Below are 362 nucleotides of genomic sequence, written 5' to 3'. Positions count from 1 at the left end.
GGCCACAGCGGAGAGGAAGGCTCGGGGCTGGAGGAGCCAATGATGGACAGCCCCAACAACCTACAGGACGGCATGTCTGGGCGGGACGGGACCACCGACACAGGAAGTCGACTTCCCAACGGTACGGTGGTTTTCTGGAAAAAAAAAAAATGTTATTTATGTCATTTATATATGCAAACGTTTATGAATGAAGATTAGCACAATATTACCACCCTCTGTTGAGTCCAGAACCTGAGCCTGGCCCCACACTGCGTGATGTCACGGATGAAGTAAAAAGGGTGCAGCCACTCTGCTGCACTCTAAAGATTTTCATTCTGCAAAAAAGAAAAACGGCCTCACAAACCTATGGTTTAGTGATGACC

1 protein-coding gene is annotated in these 362 nt (G+C 48.3%); it reads left to right on the top strand.

Annotation, left to right across the window (positions count from 1 at the left end; all coding sequences use genetic code 11):
* The coding region (locus IEQ44_RS17140; protein ID WP_227487616.1) for a hypothetical protein at positions 1-198 on the top strand (198 nt) is incomplete at its 5' end.
* Positions 199-362 lie beyond the last annotated feature (164 nt).

It is taken from the genome of Nocardioides malaquae, assembly GCF_015070385.1.
GTDB lineage: Bacteria > Actinomycetota > Actinomycetes > Propionibacteriales > Nocardioidaceae > Nocardioides > Nocardioides malaquae.
The sequence above is the reverse complement of the archived record's forward strand: the minus strand, read 5'-3'. Positions and strand labels throughout refer to the sequence as shown.